Genomic DNA, 577 nt, shown 5'->3' with positions numbered 1-577 from the left:
CGACCTGCGCGCCGTGACCTGCGTGGCCGGCAACACCGACGTCGACGGCGTCGTCCGCAACACGCTGACCGTGCTGGAGCGGGCGGGCGCCGGCGACGTCCCGGTCGCCCGCGGCGCCGAGCGGCCCCTGATCGAGGCCCCCCGCTCCGCCCGCCACGTCCACGGCCACGACGGGATGGGCGACCTCGGCCTGCCCGCGCCGCGCCGCACCCCGGCCGACGTGGACGCCGTGACCCTGCTGCGCCGCGAGATCCTCGCCTCCCCGCGCCCGGTCACCCTGGTGCCGACCGCCCCGCTGACCAACATCGCCCTGCTGCTGCGCACCCACCCCGAGGTCACCCGCAACATCGGGCGGATCGTGTTCATGGGCGGCGCGGCGGGCGCCGGGAACGCCTCCCCGGTCGCCGAGTTCAACGTCTGGCACGACCCCGAGGCGGCGGCGATCCTGCTCACCGCGGGGGTGCCGATCACCATGTACGGCCTGGACGTGTTCACCCGGGTCGTGGTCCCGGCGGCGGACGTGCGGCGGCTGCGCGCGAGTGCGGAGCCGGGTGCCCGGCTGGCCGGCGACCTGCTC

At 77.3% G+C, this 577-nt stretch carries 1 protein-coding gene; it reads left to right on the top strand.

From position 1 onward, the window contains the following. A partial coding sequence (locus G3I53_RS08015; RefSeq protein ID WP_203616749.1) for a nucleoside hydrolase occupies positions 1–577 on the top strand: 577 nt, incomplete at both ends.

Source organism: Streptomyces sp. SID14436 (genome assembly GCF_010548465.1).
GTDB lineage: Bacteria > Actinomycetota > Actinomycetes > Streptomycetales > Streptomycetaceae > Streptomyces.
This window is presented reverse-complemented; position numbering and strand designations above follow the sequence as displayed.